15 protein-coding genes and 1 pseudogene are annotated in these 18,292 nt (G+C 64.8%); 8 read left to right on the top strand and 8 right to left on the bottom strand.

Annotated features, from left to right (window positions below; translation table 11 throughout):
- Nucleotides 1–173 precede the first annotated feature (173 nt).
- The 3 genes from thrS to proS form a co-directional block, all read right to left on the bottom strand.
- Complete coding sequence (gene thrS, locus ACTTAI_RS07475; RefSeq protein WP_444455161.1) at nt 174–2,120, bottom strand: threonine--tRNA ligase; 1,947 nt, start codon at nt 2,118–2,120, stop codon at nt 174–176.
- Nucleotides 2,121–2,396: 276 nt separating this feature from the next.
- A complete protein-coding gene (locus tag ACTTAI_RS07470; RefSeq protein ID WP_444455160.1) occupies nt 2,397–3,032 on the bottom strand; it encodes an outer membrane protein in 636 nt (211 codons plus the stop codon).
- A gap of 185 nt (nt 3,033–3,217) precedes the next feature.
- On the bottom strand, nt 3,218–4,555 hold the full coding sequence (gene proS / locus ACTTAI_RS07465) for a proline--tRNA ligase (protein ID WP_444455159.1): 1,338 nt from the start codon (nt 4,553–4,555) through the stop codon (nt 3,218–3,220).
- Between the two features lie 288 nt (nt 4,556–4,843).
- Between proS and ACTTAI_RS07460 the strand changes: the two genes are divergently transcribed.
- The 7 genes from ACTTAI_RS07460 to ppx all read left to right on the top strand — a co-directional run bounded on the left by ACTTAI_RS07460 (nt 4,844) and on the right by ppx (nt 11,960).
- The gene (locus ACTTAI_RS07460) at nt 4,844–5,242 is read left to right on the top strand and encodes a DUF1842 domain-containing protein (RefSeq protein WP_444455158.1); all 399 of its coding nucleotides are present in this window, start codon (nt 4,844–4,846) and stop codon (nt 5,240–5,242) included.
- Nucleotides 5,243–5,372: 130 nt separating this feature from the next.
- Nucleotides 5,373–5,906 carry an NYN domain-containing protein gene (locus ACTTAI_RS07455; protein ID WP_444455157.1) on the top strand — a complete coding sequence of 178 codons (534 nt, stop codon included), beginning with the start codon at nt 5,373–5,375 and terminating at the stop codon, nt 5,904–5,906.
- Nucleotides 5,907–5,985: 79 nt separating this feature from the next.
- The gene (locus tag ACTTAI_RS07450) at nt 5,986–6,249 is read left to right on the top strand and encodes a hypothetical protein (RefSeq protein WP_444455156.1); all 264 of its coding nucleotides are present in this window, start codon (nt 5,986–5,988) and stop codon (nt 6,247–6,249) included.
- A 114-nt stretch (nt 6,250–6,363) separates the two neighbouring features.
- The gene (locus tag ACTTAI_RS07445) at nt 6,364–7,467 is read left to right on the top strand and encodes an AI-2E family transporter (RefSeq protein ID WP_444455155.1); all 1,104 of its coding nucleotides are present in this window, start codon (nt 6,364–6,366) and stop codon (nt 7,465–7,467) included.
- Between the two features lies 1 nt (nt 7,468).
- Entirely contained in the window at nt 7,469–8,146 is a 678-nt protein-coding gene (locus ACTTAI_RS07440; RefSeq protein WP_444455154.1) for a chromosomal replication initiator DnaA, read from the top strand.
- A gap of 47 nt (nt 8,147–8,193) precedes the next feature.
- Nucleotides 8,194–10,368, top strand: coding sequence for an RNA degradosome polyphosphate kinase (locus tag ACTTAI_RS07435; RefSeq protein ID WP_444455153.1), 2,175 nt, complete (start codon nt 8,194–8,196; stop codon nt 10,366–10,368).
- 38 nt (nt 10,369–10,406) lie between these two features.
- Complete coding sequence (gene ppx / locus ACTTAI_RS07430; RefSeq protein WP_444455152.1) at nt 10,407–11,960, top strand: exopolyphosphatase; 1,554 nt, start codon at nt 10,407–10,409, stop codon at nt 11,958–11,960.
- 8 nt (nt 11,961–11,968) lie between these two features.
- Here ppx and ACTTAI_RS07425 read toward each other — a convergent pair whose 3' ends face one another.
- The 4 genes from ACTTAI_RS07425 to ACTTAI_RS07410 are packed head-to-tail and all read right to left on the bottom strand — an operon-like array spanning nt 11,969 to nt 14,666.
- The gene (locus ACTTAI_RS07425) at nt 11,969–12,412 is read right to left on the bottom strand and encodes a hypothetical protein (protein WP_444455151.1); all 444 of its coding nucleotides are present in this window, start codon (nt 12,410–12,412) and stop codon (nt 11,969–11,971) included.
- An 18-nt stretch (nt 12,413–12,430) separates the two neighbouring features.
- Nucleotides 12,431–13,459, bottom strand: a complete 1,029-nt coding sequence (locus ACTTAI_RS07420; RefSeq protein WP_444455150.1) for an endonuclease/exonuclease/phosphatase family protein — start codon at nt 13,457–13,459, stop codon at nt 12,431–12,433.
- Entirely contained in the window at nt 13,459–14,163 is a 705-nt protein-coding gene (locus ACTTAI_RS07415; RefSeq protein ID WP_444455149.1) for a TerB family tellurite resistance protein, read from the bottom strand. The genes ACTTAI_RS07420 and ACTTAI_RS07415 overlap by 1 nt, the downstream gene beginning before the upstream one ends.
- 17 nt (nt 14,164–14,180) lie before the next feature.
- Nucleotides 14,181–14,666 carry a GNAT family N-acetyltransferase gene (locus ACTTAI_RS07410; protein WP_444455148.1) on the bottom strand — a complete coding sequence of 162 codons (486 nt, stop codon included), beginning with the start codon at nt 14,664–14,666 and terminating at the stop codon, nt 14,181–14,183.
- Between the two features lie 153 nt (nt 14,667–14,819).
- On the opposite strand from ACTTAI_RS07410, the gene nhaA reads away from it, so the two are divergent.
- Nucleotides 14,820–15,980: a Na+/H+ antiporter NhaA gene (gene nhaA / locus ACTTAI_RS07405; protein WP_444455147.1), complete on the top strand. Its 1,161-nt coding sequence runs from the start codon at nt 14,820–14,822 to the stop codon at nt 15,978–15,980.
- Nucleotides 15,981–16,146: 166 nt separating this feature from the next.
- Here nhaA and scpA read toward each other — a convergent pair.
- Nucleotides 16,147–18,277 (bottom strand): annotated as a pseudogene (scpA, locus tag ACTTAI_RS07400) (methylmalonyl-CoA mutase).
- Nucleotides 18,278–18,292 lie beyond the last annotated feature (15 nt).

Raw genomic sequence — 18,292 nt, 5'->3', positions numbered from 1 at the left:
CACCTCCAAGTTGAAGGTGGAATAGTTTCAGCGTGTTGCAAGCTACCCAAGACCCGGAACAAAGCTTGAACACCCTGCGCGCACCCGCCTCCCCGCGCCATAGGCGCGCAGGTCTTGAAAAACAAAGAACGCCACAGGTTTCCCTGTGGCGTCCAAGTGTTTCAAGGGTTTTTTCAGCGCAGGTCGGGCGGCGTCGCTTCGGCCTTCAGCGCCGCCACGATCTCGTCGAGACCCACGGTTTCGGTGCGGGTATCGCCCAGACGGCGGACGGAAACGGTGCGCGTCTCGACCTCTTTCGCACCGATGGCGAAGATGTAGGGCACCTTGCCGAGGCTGTGCTCGCGGACCTTGTAGTTGATCTTCTCGTTGCGGGTGTCGCATTCGGCGCGATTCCCCGCCGCGATCAGCGTCGCCGCGACTTCTTCAACATAATCATCCGCGTCCGAGGTGATCGAGGCGACGACGACCTGCCGCGGCGCCAGCCACAGCGGCAGCTTGCCCGCATGCGATTCGATCAAGATGCCGATGAAGCGCTCGAACGACCCCAGACAGGCGCGGTGCAGCATGACCGGGCGGTGCTTGGCGCCGTCCTGACCGATGTAATTCGCATCGAGCCGCTCGGGCAGGTTCGGGTCCACCTGCAGCGTGCCGCATTGCCAGTCGCGGCCGATCGCATCGGTCAGCACGAATTCGAGCTTAGGCCCGTAAAACGCGCCCTCGCCCTCGAAGATCTCATACTCATGCCCCGCCGCGGTGACGGCATTGGCCAGCGCCGCCTCGGCGTGATCCCAGCTTTCCTCGGTCCCGATCCGCTTTTCGGGCCGGGTCGAGAGCTTGATACGCCATTTGTCGAAGCCCAGATCCGCATAGACCGAGGACAGGAACTCGATGAATTTCTTCGTTTCCGCTTCGATCTGATCTTCCATGCAGAAGATATGCGCGTCGTCTTGCGTGAAGCCGCGCACCCGCATGATGCCATGCAGCGCCCCCGAGGGCTCATAGCGCGCGCACGACCCGAATTCCGCCATGCGCAGCGGCAGATCGCGGTAGGACTTCAGCCCGACGTTGAAGATCTGCACATGGCAGGGGCAGTTCATCGGCTTCAGCGCGTTGATCACCTTTTCCCGCGCGCCCTCTTCGTCGACTTCGACGATGAACATGTTCTCGCGGTAGTTTTCCCAGTGCCCCGAGGCCTCCCAGAGCTTGCGGTTCACCACCTGCGGCGTGTTCACCTCGACATATCCATCGGCGCGCTGGCGGCGGCGCATGAAGTCCTGCAGCGTGGTGTAGATCGTCCAGCCATTCGGATGCCAGAACACCTGCCCCGGCGCCTCTTCCTGCATGTGAAAGAGGTCCATCTCGCGGCCCAGCTTGCGGTGGTCGCGTTTGGCGGCCTCCTCAAGCATGGTCAGGTGGGCCTTGAGATCATCACGCGAGCGGAAGGCGATGCCGTAGATGCGCTGCAGCATCGGCCGCGTGCTGTCGCCCAGCCAATAGGCGCCGGCGACATGGGTCAGCTTGAAGGCGTCCGCAGGCACCTGCCCCGTATGTTGCAGGTGCGGGCCGCGGCAAAGATCCTGCCAGCCCCCGTGCCAATACATGCGGATGTTTTCCCCTTCGGGGATGCGGTTCACCAGTTCGACCTTGTAGGGCTCGCCGGTCTTTTCGTAATGCGCGATCGCATCGGCGCGCGACCAGACTTCGGTCTTCACCGGCTCGCGGGCGTTGATGATCTGCTTCATCCGCGCTTCGATCGCGCCCAGATCTTCGGGCGTGAAGGGCTCGGCGCGGTCGAAGTCATAGAACCAGCCGGCATCGCGGACCGGGCCGATGGTGACCTTCACATCCGGCCACAGCTCCTGCACGGCGCGGGCCATGATATGGGCCAGATCGTGCCGGATCAGTTCCAGCGCCGGAACCGGGTCCTTCATCGTGTTGATGGAAATCCGGGCATCCTGCGTGATCGGCCATTGCAGGTCCCAATGCGCGCCATCAAGCTGCGCCGAGATCGCCGCCTTCGCCAGCGAGGGCGAGATCGAGGCCGCCACTTCGGCCGCCGTCACCCCTGCGGGGTAATCGCGTTTGGCACCATCGGGAAAGTGGAGAGAGATCTGGGACATGCGTCCTCCTCGTCGGTTTGGCGGCTACAAAGCGCCCGGTTGCGGGTTATGATGGGGCGGGTATGCGCCGGGGCCGCGGAACTGTCAACCGCGCCGCGCTGCGGGCAGCAGAAAGGGGGGCTCTGCCCCCCTCTTGGCCGCTGGCCAATTCACCCCCCGAGATATTTGGAGCAAGATAAAAGAGTGCCGGATTTATCTTGCCACAAATATCTCGGGGGGAGTCCTGAAAGGACGGGGGGCAGAGCCCCCCTCCCCGGTTTTCACACTCGGTTCAGCTCAGAACCGGAAGCCCGCGCGCACCTGCACGGTGTTGAAGTTGGTGTCGACGCTGCCATCCGAGCCGTCGAAATCGGTGCTGAGTTCGCGGCGCATCAGTTCTGCACCGACCGTCCACTTGTCGTTCACCGCGTAATCGACGCCGAGACCATAGTTCACGCCATCGGCCGCACCATTGCTCTGGCCGTCGCCGTTCTTCCAGTCGCCGCGCGAATAGCCGACGAAGGCATAGGGCAGCGCCTTGCCATAGGCCATCCCGGCGCGGGCCTTCAGGTCGATCATGTTGTCGAACTTGCCCGGCGCCCCATCCAGGTTGAAGTCGGTCGCCTGCGCCGCGATCTCGCCACCGTAGACGAGCGCGCCACGTTGCAGGTTGTAACCGCCAAAGACACCATAGCTGCCGCGACCCATGTCAAAGCCGGTATCGGCCGAGCCCGGGGTCTTGTAGGTGGCGCCACCGCTGGTGGCCGAGCCACCGGTCACACCGGCGTAGAAGCCCTCCCAGGATTGCACCGGCGCGGGCGCCGGGACGGCGGCCACGGGCTCGCTTTCAACCACGGGGGGCGTCAAGCCTCCGGCAAAGGCGGGGGCAGCAAGGCTCGCCATCGCGGCGATCGCAACACTGAGCTTTTTCATCTTTCTCTTCCTTCAACAGAGACTCGTGATGCCCGCAAGATTTGCCTTTTTCCAAACAAGTTCAATATTTTGGTCGGGAACTTCGAAACACGTTCGCTCAAGACCTTGTGCCTTGGGCGTGATGAAAAAGCCCGCGTCCTTGCGGAGCGGGCCCTCTTTTCAATCGCTTCGATGCCGCGAACGGCTCACATTTCAGCGTAGATCTGCACGATGCGATCGACCGCGGCTTCGGCCGACATTTCCTCGCTTTCGCCGGTGCGGCGCGAGGTCAGCTCGACCACGCCGTTGGCCAGACCGCGCGGACCGACGGTGATCCGCCACGGCAGGCCGATCAGATCCATCGTGGCGAATTTCGCCCCCGCCCGCTCGTCGCGGTCGTCGTAAAGCGGGTCGAGGCCCTTCGCCACCAGCGCCTTGTAAAGCCCGGTGCAGGCGGCATCGGTGCCCGCGTCGCCCTGTTTCAGGTTCACGATGCCGACATGGAAGGGCGTGACGCCTTCCGGCCAGATGATGCCCTTGTCGTCATGGTTCGCCTCGATCAGCGCGCCCAGAAGGCGCGAGACGCCGATGCCGTGGCTGCCCATCTCGACCGGCACGCGGGTGCCATCGGGGGTGACGACGGTGGCGCCCATCGATTCCGAATACTTCGTGCCGAAGTAGAAGATCTGCCCGACTTCGATGCCACGTCCGACGCAGCGACGCTCTTCCGGGATCTGGTTGAACACCGACTCGTCATGGGTTTCGTCGGTGCGGGCATAAAGCGTGGTGAATTCCTCGCAGATCGCGGCCACCTGCGCGCGGTCGTCGTAATCGACATCGCGCTTGCCCAGTTTCAGCTCCGGCACCTTGGCATCGTAGAAGACTTCGCTTTCGCCGGTCTGCGCCAGCACGAGGAATTCATGCGTGTTGTCGCCGCCGATCGGGCCCGAGGCGGCGCGCATCGGGATCGCGGTCAGGCCCATGCGCTCGTAGGTGCGCAGGTAGCTGACCATGTGACGGTTGTAGGCGTGCAGCGCATCTTCCTTGGTCAGGTCGAAGTTGTAGCCGTCCTTCATGTAGAATTCGCGGCCGCGCATGACGCCGAAACGCGGGCGGACCTCGTCGCGGAACTTCCACTGGATATGATACAGCGTCAGCGGCAGATCCTTGTAGGACGAGACATGGGCGCGGAAGATGTCGGTGATCATCTCCTCGTTCGTCGGGCCGTAAAGCATGTCGCGGTCGTGACGGTCCTTGATGCGCAGCATTTCCTGACCGTAATCGTCATAGCGTCCGCTTTCGCGCCACAGATCGGCCGGTTGCAGCGTCGGCATCAGAAGCGGGATGTGACCGGCGCGGATCTGCTCTTCATGCACGATCTGCTCGATGCGCTTGAGAACCTTGAAACCAAGCGGCAGCCACGAATAGATCCCCGCCGCCTGCTGCTTGATCATGCCCGCGCGCAGCATGAGCCGGTGCGAGACGATCTGCGCCTCGGCGGGGTTTTCCTTGAGAACGGGGAGGAAGTAGCGGGACAGGCGCATGGACAAGCCTCGGGACAGGGGTTTTCGTTGCGAATGGGGTAGAGGAAAGCCGCGCGCGGGGCAAGATGGGCCGCGGGCGCAGGCGGACGGGCAAGATGGAGCAACAGCGCCAAATCGAACTGGTCACAGGCAGCGATTCGCCTTATAGTTGTATCGCGATCATGGATTTCACCCGATACGCCACCCCACACGTCCGGGCAGGTCGCAGTCAAAGACCCTCGGGCGGCCAGCGACCGCCCGGGACAGACGTCGATACCTTCACAAACGATGTTCAGAAAGGTCGAAACAATGTCGCAAGGTCTCTATCTCGTCACACTCGATTTCGAAACCGGCATGCTCGGCGCGGCTTCGATCCAGCTCGATCTCGCCGTCGATGCCGTCCACCAGACGCTCAGCGGCAGCGTCTCGGGCAGGCTGAAGGAAGGAACGCAGCATCCCATGACCGTTAGCGGGCGGGTGAATGGCGTGACCCACGCCACTGGCCTTGTCCCCACCGTGCTGGTCGGTGCGCTGCAGGGTGAGGTGATGGTCGCGGCGACGGGGGGGCTGATCGGCACTTACCTCGCCCCGTTCTCGGCACAATTCAGCGTCGACAGCGACTGGAACGGCACCGGCGAATTCCGGATCGGCAATGACGCCTATACCTGCCAGGTGACCCGGATCCGCATCTCCGAACCCGCCGAGTGACGACGCAAGCCGGCCTTGCGACCCCGCCCAGGGTCGTAAGGCCGGCAGCGGCATCGCGCAGCTTGCCTGTCGCCGGTCAAGACAGTATCGCCGGGCAGGAATGTCGCTTGCCTGCGAAGGTGTCATCAGGATGAGTCCCGGCCGCCTGCCATTCTTGCGTGATCTGCCCCCGCTGTGGTCGGGGGAGGTGTGGCTGGGGCTGTCGCTTCTGGTGCTGGCACTGGTATCGATCGGGCTGCGCCATCTGCTGCTCCGTCGCCGCCCGCCGATCCTGATCGACGGCTCGAACGTGATGCACTGGTGCGACGGAAAGCCAAGCCTGACCCCGGTGCGGGAGGTTGTCCGGGTGCTTGAGGCGGCCGGGTTCCGCCCCGGCGTCATTTTCGATGCGAATGTCGGTTACAAGCTTGTGGGGCGCTATCGCGACGACCGCCATCTGGCGCACGCGCTTGGCCTGCCCGAGGATCAGGTGCTGGTCGTGCCGAAGGGCGAGCCCGCAGATCTGACGCTTTTGGCCGCCGCGCGCGACATGGGCGCGCGGATCGTGACGAACGACCGCTACCGCGACTGGGCCGAAACCCATCCCGAAATCGCCACGCCCGGCCATCTGATCCGCGGTGGCTGGCGCGATGGCGCGCTTTGGCTCGATCTGCCCGAAGATTGATCGGCGAAATCCGCCACATCCGCGCCTTGAGCGGAAAATTTCATTTGGCCTCAGGGCAAAGCCTTGCCATCCTGCGCACATGACTCAAGCGCCCTTCCTGATCGAAAGTGACCATGCGCTGCTGCGCCACCACCTGCGCGGCATTCGCATCATCGAGCTGCGCCAGATCGGCGGCACGCCCGAACACGGCGCCGAAATGATGGCGCATCTGGAAAACCTCGGCTTTGCGGTGAAATTCCGCAAACTCGAACGCATGTCGCCGCCACCGCTGCTGCGCATCGCCTTCCGCTATCCCGGCCCCGGCACGGCCGAAATGACCATCGCCCCTGACGTCGGCGCCTGAAGCGCCGGGGCGCCCCCGACGTCGGCCGCGGATCCAGCGTCGTTTCACGCCATCGGCACTTGCAACCGCAGCGCAAAACCCCGATTTTGCGCCGGTAATCGCAAGGAGAGGCGCATGGCCCTGCCGGTTCGCAGCCAAATCACCATCTGGGGCATCGCGGCTGCGGTGCTGGTTCTGGTGCTGTGGAAACTGGGCGATGTGCTGCTGCCCTTCCTTGTCGGCGGCGCCATCGCCTATTTCCTTGATCCGCTCGCCGACCGGCTGGAGCGCGCGGGCCTGTCGCGGACGCTCGCCACCACCACCATCGCCCTGATCGCGACGCTGGCGCTGGTGGTTCTGGCGCTTGCCATCGCGCCGCTGCTGGTACGCCAGCTGATCGGGCTGGTCGAGACCGCCCCGGCGATCGCCGCCCGGCTGCAAAGCTTCCTTGTCACCACTTTCCCCTCGATCATGGAGCATGGCTCGGTGATCAACGACTCGCTGGCAAGCCTTGGCAATGCGATCAAGGCGCGGGGCGGAGAGCTGGCGCAGGGGCTTTTGTCCTCGGCGATGACGCTGGTGAATGCGGTCGTCTTCATCGTCGTCGTGCCGGTCGTGACCTTCTACATGCTGCTCGACTGGGACCGGATGGTGGCGCAGATCGACGGGCTTATGCCGCTTGATCACGCGCCGACGATCCGCAAGCTCGGGCAGGATATCGACCGGGTGCTGTCGGGCTTCGTGCGCGGGCAGGTCTCGGTCTGTCTGATCCTGGGCGCCTTTTACGCCGCGGGGCTGATGGCGGCGGGGCTGAGCTTTGGCCTGCTTGCGGGCGCCATTGCCGGGGCGCTGACCTTCATTCCTTACGTCGGCGCGCTGGTCGGCGGCGTGCTGGCGATCGGGCTCGCGCTGTTTCAGTTCTGGGGCGACTGGATGTCGATCGGCATCGTCGCCGGGATCTTCGCCATCGGCCAGTTCCTTGAAGGCAACGTCATCACCCCCCGCCTTGTCGGCAATTCCGTCGGCCTGCATCCGCTTTGGCTGATCTTCGCGCTGTCGGCGTTTGGCACGCTTTTCGGCTTTGTCGGCATGCTGGTCGCGGTGCCGGTCTCGGCGGTGATCGGCGTCTTGATCCGCTTTGCGATCGAGCATTACCGGCAGGGGCGGCTTTACCGCGGCCTTGCCGGGCTGGACGAGGCGCCGACGACGCTCTCGGACGCGACCGAGGACAAGGCCTGACATGCCCCGCCAGTTGACCCTGCCCTTGCCGGTGCGTGTCGCCGAGGGACGCGAGGATTTCTTCGTCGCCCCCGCCAATGCGCTGGCGCTGAGCCTGCTCGATGCGCCGGAAAACTGGCCGCAAGGGCGGATGCTGCTGCTTGGCCCCGAGGGCGCGGGCAAAAGCCATCTGGCCGCGATCTGGGCCGCCGAGCGCGGCGCGGCGCTGCGCACCGCCCGTGATCTGACCCCCGAAACCGTGGCGGTGCTCGCCGCTGCAGGCGCCGTGGTGATCGAGGATGCGCAGCGCCTGGCCGGTCACGCTGCGGCGGAACAGGCGCTTTTTCATCTGCTGAACCTGACCGCGGCCGAGGGCGGGCGCTGCCTGATGACCGCCCCCTGCCCGCCGCGCGATTGGGGCATAAGGCTCCCTGATCTGAAAAGCCGTCTCGATGCCACGCAATCGGTGCGCATCGCGCCGCCCGACGAGGCGCTTCTGGCCGCCGTGCTGGTCAAGCTTTTCGCCGACCGGCAACTGACCGTGCCGCACAGCCTGATCGACTGGCTGGTTCTGCGCATGGAGCGCTCGCTCGGCATGGCGCGGAGCGTCGTTGCGGCGCTTGACGCAAGGGCCTTGGCCGAGGGGCGCGCAATTACCCGTGCGATGGCTGCTGAAGTGCTGGACAGCCTGCAAGGCTGAAGCCAAACTGTCATCGCGCCGTTACAAACGAGAAGCATAAGCGCCCCATGACACTCGCCGATTTCCTTGCCGCCCCCTACCCCGCCCCCGTCGCGATTCCAGATGAAGAACGCGTTGGTCCGAAACGCTTTTTCAACCGGGAACTGAGCTGGCTCGCCTTCAACTGGCGCGTGCTCGAAGAGGCGGCGAACCCGCGCGTGCCGCTTCTGGAACGGCTGCGCTTCCTGTCGATCTCGGCCAACAACCTTGATGAATTCTACACCGTCCGCGTTGCGGGGCTGATGGAACTGGTGCGCGAGCGCAATATCGTGCCCTCGGACGACGGTCTGACGCCCGCCGAACAGCTGGTGCTGATCAACGCCGACGCGCGCAAGCTGATGGAAACGCAGCAGACGACCTTCAACAAGCTGCGCCGCGAGATGGAAGCCGAGGGCATCCAGCTGCTGACCCGCACCAAGATCAACGCCGCCGACCGGGCCTTCCTGTCCGAGCACTTTCTGGCCAATGTCTTCCCGGTGCTGTCGCCGCTCGCCATCGACCCGGCCCACCCCTTCCCCTTCATTCCGAACACCGGCTTCTGTCTGGCGCTGGAACTCGAACGCGAAGTGGACAAGCGCCGGATGCAGGCTCTGCTGCCGATCCCGCAGCAGATCGCCCGTTTCGTGCGCCTGCCCGGCGAGGCCCGCTTCCTGCCGCTGGAAGAACTGCTGCTGCTGCATCTCGGCATGCTCTTTCCCGGCTATACCGACACCGGCCATTGCGCCTTCCGGGTGCTGCGCGACAGCGATCTTGAAGTCGAAGACGAGGCCGAAGATCTGGTGCGCGAGTTTGAAACCGCGCTGAAACGGCGTCGTCGTGGTCAGGTGATCCGGCTCAAGATCACCTCGGGCGCGCCCGAGGCGCTGCGCCGACTGATCATGGACGAATTGCAAGTCGCCCCCGATGCCGTGGTCGAAGTGAAGGGCCTTCTGGGCATCGCCGATCTGTCGCAGCTGGTGCTGAACACCCGCCCCGACCTGCTCTGGCCGCCGTTCAGCCCACGCGTGCCCGAACGGGTCGAGGATCACGCCGGCGACATGTTCGCCGCGATCCGGCAGAAGGACATCCTGCTGCATCACCCCTACGAAACCTTCGATCTGGTGATCCGCTTCCTCAATCAGGCGGCGCATGACCCGAACGTGCTGGCGATCAAGCAGACGCTCTACCGGACCTCGAAAGACAGCCCCGTCGTCGATGCGCTCTGCGAAGCGGCCGAGTCGGGCAAGTCGGTGACGGCGCTCGTGGAACTCAAGGCGCGCTTTGACGAGGCCGCGAACATCCGCCAGTCGCGGCGGCTCGAACGCGCCGGGGCGCATGTGGTCTATGGCTTCATGCATCTGAAAACGCATGCGAAAATCTCGACCGTGGTGCGGCGCGAAGGCGATACGCTGGTGACCTATACCCATTACGGCACCGGCAACTATCACCCGATCACCGCGCGGATCTACACCGACCTGAGCTTCTTCACCTGCGATGCGCAGCTCGGCCGCGACGCGACCAAGGTGTTCAACTACCTCTCGGGCTACGTGCAGCCCGAGGGGCTGGAAAACCTTGCGATCTCGCCGATCACGTTGAAGCCGCGGCTGCTGGAGCTGATCGCGGCGGAAAGCGATCATGCGCAGGCGGGCCGTCCGGCCGAGATCTGGGCGAAGATGAACAGCCTGATCGACCCCGAGGTGATCGACGCGCTTTATGCCGCCTCGAATGCCGGGGTGAAGATCTCGATCGTCACCCGCGGCATCTGCGGGCTGCGGCCCGGCATCAAGGGCCTGTCCGAGAATATCCGGGTCAAGTCGATCGTCGGGCGCTTCCTTGAGCATTCGCGGATCGTCTGTTTTGGCAACGGCCACGGCCTGCCTTCGGAGCAGGCGCGGGTCTTCATGTCCTCGGCCGACTGGATGGGGCGCAACCTGATGCGGCGGGTCGAAACGCTGGTCGAGGCGAAGAACGAGACGGTGAAGGCGCAGATCGTCGGGCAGATCATGACCGCGAACATGGCCGATACCGCGCAAAGCTGGCTTTTGGGCCCCGATGGCAACTACACCCGCCATCTGCCTGAAGGAAAAGAGCTTTTCTCCTGCCACCGCTACTTCATGGAAAATCCCTCGCTCTCTGGTCGCGGATCGGCCGGGGCAAAGGACGTTCCTGCCCTTGCTCATTCCCCCTTAGACACGATAAGTTGATACCGCTCACACCCGGTTACGACTCAGCAGGCTGCCCGATGAACGCAAAGACCGTTGCCCCGCATTCGGACAACGAAGACTGGGATCCGTTCGGCCGCGAACTCTTCGACGACCCTTCGGCGCGGGCGCTGTCCCGCGTGGGTGTTGTCGATGTGGGATCGAACTCGGTGCGGATGGTGGTCTTTGACGGCGCCGCCCGCTCGCCCGCCTATTTCTACAACGAAAAGGTGATGGCGGGGCTGGGTCAGGGGCTGGCCGAGACCGGGATGCTGTTTCCCAAGGGCCGCGCCCGGGCGCTGGCCGCACTGAAGCGCTTCGCGCTTCTGGCGAAGGGCATGGACATCGGCCCCCTCACCTGTGTCGCCACCGCCGCCGTGCGCGAGGCGAAGGACGGGCCGGAGTTCCAGAAACAGGTCGAGCATGAAACCGGCCTGCGTCTGCATGTAATCGACGGCGCCGAGGAGGCGCGGCTCTCGGCGCAGGGGGTGCTCGTCGGCTGGCCCGAGGCGCAGGGGATCATCTGCGATATCGGCGGCAACTCGATGGAACTCGCCGTTCTGGGCGGCGGTCAGGTCGGCGCGCGGGCAACCTCGCCCTTGGGGCCTTTCCGGCTGCAACAGGTCAAGGGCGGCCGCAAGGAACTGACCGCGCATATCCGCGAGCACATGGCGAAGCTTGTCACCGCCGTCGGGCTGGGCCACGAGCGGCTTTATCTGGTCGGCGGGTCTTGGCGGGCGATTGCCCGGCTCGACATGGAGCGGCGCAATTATCCGCTTCTGGTGCTGCACGAATACCGGATGGACCCGGAAAACCTGCTGAAAACACTCGACTGGATCGGCAAGCAGGACATGACGGCGTTGCGCACGAAAACCGGCACCTCGGAAGCGCGGATGGAGCTGGTGCCTTTGGCCGCGATGGTGCTGCGCGAGCTGATCGAGACCTTCAAGCCGAAGGAGATCGACGTTTCCTCCTATGGCATCCGCGAAGGCCTGCTTTACGAAAAGATGCCCGACAAACTGCGTGCCCGCGATCCGCTGATCGAGGCGTGTCGGCATGCCGAACGCACGATGTCGCGGCTGCCGGGCTTCGGCAAACGGCTGCATGCCTTCATCGAGCCGCTCTTTGGCGAAGTCTCGCCGAAACGCTACCGACTTATGCGGGCGGCCTGTCTGTTGCACGACACCACCTGGCGCACTCACCCCGACTACCGCGCAGAGGCCTGTTTCGACAATGTGACCCGCGCCAACATGGCCGCGCTGAGCCACCCCGAGCGGGTGTTTCTGGGGGTCTCGCTCTTGCACCGCTACAAGAATTCGCGCGCGGGCAGCCGGTTCGAGCCGCTTTTCACGCTGCTCTCGCCCGAACAGCTGCGCGAGGCGGAGATTCTGGGCAAGGCGATGCGCTTTGGCGCGATGTTCTCGATTCAGGACCCGGGCGACGCCGGGGAGCTGAGCTACAACGCCACGACGAATGCAATCGAACTGCGGCTGACGAAACGCGGCGCGGGGCTCTTTGGCGAAGTGGCCGAGGCGCGCTTCGCCTCGCTCGCCGCCGCGATGAAGGCCACGCCGATGGTGGTGCTGCCCGGCTGATCGACCGATTACAGATCCGTGACCGGCCCCGGCATCGCTGGCTTCGCCCGATCATCGGGCGCAGGCAGCGGCGGCGGTTTCGGTGCGCCCGGCAGGCGGCGGATCACGATATCGCCGTTCGGCAGCCGCTCGGGCGCCTGATAGTTCCGCACATCGTCAATGAGCGCCATAATCTGCCGCAGCTTCGGCCCAAGCTGTTCTGCCGCCTCGCCCAGACCCTTTTGCATGTCGTCAATATCGGGCGCCATTTCCTGCAAAAGCCCGCGCAGGAACATGTCCGCCCCCCGCTCGACCAACGACTTGCCCGCCGCCATGTCATCGCGCGGCGTGGGCGCGGGCACGTCCACCTCGGGCGGGGAAACAGGCTTCGGCGCTTCCTCGGCCCAAACGAACCAACCGCCCAGAGCGAGGGCGGCGCAGGCAGATCCCAAAAGAAGCGCACGCGGTTTCATGTGCCCAATATAGGCGCCTCAAAGCGCCAAATCCACCGAGACCGGAAAATGATCCGAGGCCTGCAGCAACGCCTCGCGCAATTCCGCCACCCGGTAACAACCCGGATCGTCAAACGGATGCCAGATCCGCCACTTCGGTGCATGAGCGCACAAATCGGGCGAGAGCGCGATGTAATCGAGCATCGCCGAGAAATATTGCCCCGGCGGCGGCTCGGGGATGAAAAACCGCGCCGAAGCGGGCAGCGCCGTCGTCTTGCCGCGCGGCAGCCTTGCATGCGGATCATACAGCGCCCGTGCGGGCGGCCCGCCCGTGCCCAGAACGATCTCAAGCCCCGAGCGGCCGAACAGCGCCTCGTATTCGTCAAGCCCCGGCCCGTCGTTGAAATCGCCGAGCACGATCAGGCTGTCGCCCGCATCGAGCACCTCATCGACCCGACGCCGCAGCCACAGACATTGCGCCAGCTGCTTGCGCCGGTTTTCGATCGCCAGCCGCACCTCGCCCGCCCGATCCGTCGCGCCATGCGGCGCCTTCGATTTCAGATGCACCCCGATCAGCCGCAACCGCCTGCCCGCGGCAGGGCCGGTCAGCACCTCCAATTGCATCTCGAGCGGCGGTTTCGAAAAATGCACCGTGTCGAGGCGATCATCGATATCCAGATCGATCTGCAGCGACAGATCGAACCGCGGCGCGGTGGCGCTGCCCTCGGAGGGCTCATGCGAGAGGCAGAGCACATCGGGGTCGTAAAGCGCGGCAATCTCCTGCTGGGTGTCGTTCTCGAAGCCAAGCAGCGCCCGGCGCTGCCGCAGCCCGTATTTTGCCGCGAAAGCTTCGAGCATCGCCACGGTCTTGCGGCGCATGTTGTTGTCGGGGGCCTCGATGATCACGATGCAATCGGCCTCAATCGCGGTGAAGACGATGCCGAGCGCGCCCAGCTGCTCGGCCCGGGTGACGCCATAGCGCCCGGAATCCTGCGCATCTTCCAGAATCCGGCCGCGCCGGTCAAAGAGCGCGGTGAACCATTCGACATTGTAACAGGCGATCCGCATCAGAGCGCCGCCTGTTTCGCCCCGGCCGAGATTTCGTCCCAGGCGCGGTTGAGCGCGATCACCCGCTCCTCGGCCAGTTTCACCGCCTCGGGCGGCAGGCCGCGCGCCATCGCGCGATCGGGGTGGGCCTCGCGCACCATCGCCTTCCACTGCGCCCGTGCCGCCGCCAGATCGCTGCCCGGCGCCAGTTCCAGCACCGACCACGGATCGGGTGCGGCATCGGGCACATAGGTGGCGCGGATCGAGCGGAAACAGGCCTCATCCAGCCCGAAGATCGACGAGACCTCCTGCAGGAAGGCATCTTCATTCTCGTGATATTCGCCATCCGCCATCGCGATGGTGAACAGCCCTTCGAGCAGATCCTGCAGCACCGGCGCGCCGGGGCCGAACATCGCGGCGATCTTGCGGGCGTAAGCGTCAAACCCCGCCACATCGGTCCGCGCCATGTCGAAGACGCGGGCGGCATTCTGTTCCTCGCCCGGCGGGATCTGGAAGATACGGCGGAACGCCGTCACCTCGTCGCGCGTCACTTGCCCATCGGCCTTGGCCATCTTGGCACCAAGCGCAATCACCGCGATGGTGAAGGCCACGGTGCGTTCGGGCGCGGTCTTGAGATGATCGAAAACCGCCGAGAGCCCCTCGCCCCGGGCGAGAGCCGAAAGCGCCTCGCCGATGCGGGCCCAGAGAGAAAGCGGCTTGTCCATGCGGTCAGTCTAAAACGTCACAGCAGCTTTTGCATCAGCACAAGGTCGATAAATCGCCCGAATTTGTACCCGGCCTGCGCAATCCGCCCGGCCTCGACATAGCCGACGGCGGCATGAAAGGCGAGACCGGCAGGGTTTTCCGCCGAGACGCCCGCCACCATCAGATGCACGCCACGGGCGCGGGCGTGATCCTCGATCGCGGCCATCAGCGCGCGACCGACGCCCTTGCCGCGCGCCTGCGCCGACAGAATGATCGTGTGTTCCATCGAGCGCGCATAGCCGAGCCCCTTGCGGAACTGGTCATAGCTCGCAAAGCCCAGCACCTGCCCGTCGATCTCGGCGACGACAAAGGCCCGGTCATCGCCCTGCCGGGCGGCGATCTGCGCGGTCAGGCTCTCGACCGTGTGCGGGGTCGGCGAAAACCCCACCGTCGCGGTTTCAATGAGCGGATTCCAGAAGGCGAGAATGGCCGGAACATCGGCGCGCGTGGCAGGGCGGATCATCGGGCGACTCCTTTCGCGCACCATGACCCGCTGTTGCGGCAGATGCAATCGCGGCCGTGGGGGCGGAAAACGACGCCCGAAAAGGTCGATTTTTCTTGAACGGGGGCGCTCAGACCCCATGTCGGAGAGGAGAACACAGGGACAGGAGAGGCCGTGCTGGGACGGATCGAGAAATTATTCGCGCATGAGGCCGCCGGTGGCATCGTGCTGATGCTGGCGACGGCGCTGGCGCTGGTGCTGGCGAACACCGATCTTTCAGGGCTTTACGCGCAGGTCCTGCATCTGAAATTCACCATCGCTTTGGGCGAGACCGCGCTCTCGAAGCCGCTGATCCTGTGGATCAACGACGGGCTGATGGCGGTCTTTTTCCTGCTTGTCGGGCTGGAGTTGAAGCACGAGATGCGCGAGGGGCGGCTGAAGACGCCCTCGAACGTGGTGCTGCCCGGGGTGGCGGCGCTGGGGGGCATGCTGGCGCCCGCGCTGATCTATCTGGCCTTCACCTGGTCCGATCCGCTGCACCGGACCGGCTGGGCGATCCCGACCGCGACCGACATCGCCTTTGCGGTCGGCGTCGTGGCGCTTCTGGGCAAACGGGTGCCACCGGCGCTGAAGCTTTTTCTCTTGACGCTGGCGATCCTCGATGACCTTGGCGCCATTCTGGTGATCGCGCTGTTCTACACGGCCGAGCTGAAGCCCGTCTATCTGGCGCTGGCGCTGATCCCGATTGCGCTGATGGCGCTCAGGCTCTGGATGGGCGCGCATCGGATTGCGCCGACGCTGATCCTCGGCGCGGTGCTCTGGGTGCTGGTGCTGAAATCCGGGGTACATGCGACGCTGGCGGGGGTGGTCACGGCCTTCTTCCTGCCGATCCGCGACCGCTATGGCAAGTCGCCGCTTCATGCGCTCGAACATGCGCTGGCGCCCTATGTCGCCTTCCTGATCGTGCCGATCTTCGCGCTGGCCAATGCGGGCGTGGGGCTGACGGGCCTTGGCCTTGGCGATCTCGCGGCGCCGCTGCCCTTGGCGATCGCGCTGGGTCTGGTGATCGGCAAGCAACTCGGCGTCTTCGGCGCCACTTTCGCGCTGGTGAAACTGGGCTTTGCCCGCCTGCCCGAGGGGGCAAGCTGGCTCCAGCTTTACGGCATCGCCGCGCTCGCCGGGATCGGCTTCACCATGTCGCTCTTCATCGGCTCGCTGAATTTCGAAACCGATGCGCAGATGAACGCGGTGCGGCTGGGGGTTCTGGCGGGCTCGCTCGTCTCGGCCCTCGTGGGCTTTGCGGTGCTGCGCCTTGCCCCGCAACGGGCCGCATAGGGGGGGGCGCTGCCCCCCTCTTCCCTGCGGGAAGCCCCCCCGGGATATTTTCGGCAAGATAAATCAGCACGAAAAAGGCGCCCCTTTCGGAGCGCCTTTTGCTTTTATCTTGCCCCAAATATCTCGGGGGAGTCCGAAGGACGGGGGCAGAGCCCCCTCTCCGGTGTCAGCTGCGCGCGGCGCGGATCAGATCGAGGATTTCGCGCGCCGCGGCGGGGGATGTTGGTCCCCGGCCCGAAGATCGCCTTCACCCCGGCCGCTTTCAGGAAATCGTAGTCCTGCTGCGGGATCACGCCGCCGCAGATGACGAGGATATCCTCGGCGCCCTTTTCCTTCAGCGCTTCGATCAGCTTCGGCGCCAGCGTCTTGTGCCCCGCGGCGAGCGAGGAAATGCCGACGACATGCACGTCGTTGTCGACCGCATCCTGCGCCGCTTCCTCGGGGGTCTGGAACAGCGTGCCCACGTCGACGTCGAAGCCGATGTCGGCAAAGGCCGTCGCGATCACCTTGGCGCCGCGGTCATGGCCATCCTGCCCCATCTTCACGACGAGCATCCGCGGACGGCGCCCCTCGGCCTCGGCGAAGCTGTTCACATCGGCCTGGATCTGCGCAAAGCCCTGATCGCCTTCGTAAGCCGCACCATAGACGCCCGAGAGCGTCTTCACCTCGGCGCGGTGACGCCCGAAGATTTCTTCCATCGCCATCGAGATTTCCCCCACCGAGGCCCGGGCGCGGGCCGCATCGACGGCGGCTTCGAGAAGGTTGCCGCCTTCTTTCGCCCGCCGGGTGACTTCGGCCAGAGCGGCCGCACATTTCGCTTCGTCGCGGGTCGCGCGCATCTGCGTCAGCCGCGCGATCTGGCTTTCCCGCACCGCCATGTTGTCGATGTCGAGAATGTCGAGATGCTCTTCCTTGGCGAGACGATACTTGTTCACGCCAACGATCACATCCTCGCCGCGGTCGATCGCGGCCTGACGCTTGGCGGCCGATTCCTCGATCCGCAGTTTCGGCATCCCCGAGGCCACGGCCTTGGTCATGCCGCCCATCGCCTCGACTTCCTCGATCAGCGCCCAGGCCTTTTCGGCCAGTTCCGCCGTCAGCGCCTCGACATAATAGCTGCCCGCGAGCGGATCGACGACCTTGGTGACGCCGGTCTCTTCCTGCAGGATGATCTGGGTGTTGCGCGCGATCCGGGCCGAGAATTCGGTCGGCAGCGCGATCGCCTCGTCGAGCGCGTTGGTGTGCAGCGACTGCGTGCCACCGAGCGCCGCCGACATCGCCTCGTAAGCGGTGCGGATGACGTTGTTGTAGGGGTCTTGCTCCTGCAAGCTGACGCCCGAGGTCTGGCAGTGGGTGCGCAGCATCAGCGAGCCGGGTTTCTTCGGCTCGAATTCCGACATGATGCGGTGCCACAAGAGCCGCGCCGCCCGCAGCTTCGCCGCTTCCATGAAGAAGTTCATGCCGATGGCGAAGAAGAACGACAGCCGCCCGGCGAAATCATCGACGTTCATGCCGCGCGCCAGCGCCGCGCGCACATATTCGCGCCCGTCGGCCAGCGTATAGGCCAGCTCCTGCACCAGGTTCGCGCCCGCTTCCTGCATGTGATAGCCGGAAATCGAGATCGAGTTGAACTTCGGCATCTCTTTCGAAGTGTATTCGATGATATCCGCAATGATCCGCATCGAGGGTTCGGGCGGATAGATATAGGTGTTGCGGACCATGAACTCCTTGAGGATGTCGTTCTGGATCGTGCCGGACAGCAGCGACCGGTCCACACCCTGTTCTTCGCCCGTGACGATGAAGTTGGCCAGGATCGGGATCACCGCACCGTTCATCGTCATCGAGACCGAGACCTTTTCGAGCGGGATACCGTCGAACAGGATCTTCATGTCTTCGACCGAGTCAATCGCCACACCGGCCTTGCCGACATCGCCGACGACGCGCGGGTGGTCGCTGTCATAGCCGCGGTGGGTGGCCAGATCGAACGCGACCGAGACGCCCTGTTGCCCCGCCGCCAGCGCTTTGCGGTAGAAGGCGTTGCTTTCCTCGGCGGTCGAGAAGCCCGCATATTGCCGGATCGTCCAGGGACGGCCCGCATACATCGTCGCCCGCACGCCGCGGGTGAAGGGGGCGATGCCCGGCAGCGTGCCCATATGCGGCAGGTCCGCGGTGTCTTCCTCGGTGTAAAGCGGTTTGACCGCGATGCCTTCGAGCGTGTTCCAGGTCAGGCTGTCGGGCGAGCGGCCCTTGAGTTCCTTTTCGGCCAGCTTGCGCCAGCCCTCCATCTTGTCGGTCATGTCGAGCCTCGTTTC

Origin of the sequence: Rhodobacter capsulatus, from assembly GCF_052363175.1 — a bacterium.
Classification (GTDB): Bacteria; Pseudomonadota; Alphaproteobacteria; order Rhodobacterales; family Rhodobacteraceae; genus Rhodobacter; species Rhodobacter capsulatus_D.
The sequence above is the reverse complement of the archived record's forward strand: the minus strand, read 5'-3'. Positions and strand labels throughout refer to the sequence as shown.